The sequence below is a fragment of the Methanobrevibacter sp. UBA412 genome, from assembly GCA_002495685.1.
Classification (GTDB): domain Archaea; phylum Methanobacteriota; class Methanobacteria; order Methanobacteriales; family Methanobacteriaceae; genus Methanobrevibacter_A; species Methanobrevibacter_A acididurans.
In genome coordinates, this window is record DAGJ01000013.1 from 39,743 (window position 1) to 40,501 (window position 759).

Consider the following 759-nt stretch of genomic DNA (forward strand, 5'->3'; position numbering starts at 1 on the left):
AAATCAAAATTTAGAAGACCAAATTACAACAATATTTAAAAATTGGTTTGTTAATTTTAATTTCTTAAATAATTTAAATGAACTATATAGTAATTCTGGTGTTTTTAAAGATTCTGAATTAGGAAAAATTCCAGTTGATTGGAGCATTGATTTTTTAGGGAGTAAAAAGGTTTCATCAATTATAAATTCAGGAATTAAAGATTTTGAAGGATCTAAAATTTATTTAGCTACTGCGGATGTAGAAAATTCTAGTATTGTTGATAATAATAATTTAATAACTATTGATAAAAAGCCAAGTAGAGCAAATATGCAACCAATACCTAAAAGTATATGGTTTGCTAAAATGAAGGATTCTAGAAAATTAATTAAAGTTGATGAATATTCTAAAGATTTAATAAACAATTATATTTTTTCTACTGGTTTTTGTGGTTTAAGTTGTAATGACAATGCATTCTATTATTTATGGTCTTTTATTTTATCTAAAGCCTTTGATGAAATGAAAAATGTTTATTGTAATGGAACTACAATGCAAGCAATTAATAATACTAATGTAAAAAATATAAAATTTATTTTACCTGATGAAAAAACATTATTAAAGTTTAATCAAATTGTATTTCCATTATTCAAACAAATTGATATAAATAATAAAGAAATAGAGAAATTAACAGCCATAAGGGATATTTTATTGCCTAAATTGATGTCTGGTGAAATTGATGTTTCTCAAATTGAGGTTGAATGATTGATAAATAATGATTTACT

1 protein-coding gene is annotated in these 759 nt (G+C 22.7%); it reads left to right on the top strand.

Going from position 1 to position 759, the window contains the following annotated elements; all coding sequences use genetic code 11:
* Positions 1-739: restriction endonuclease subunit S (locus BP997_RS04060; protein ID WP_413828861.1), on the top strand; the 739-nt coding region annotated here is incomplete at its 5' end.
* Positions 740-759: the final 20 nt, after the last annotated feature.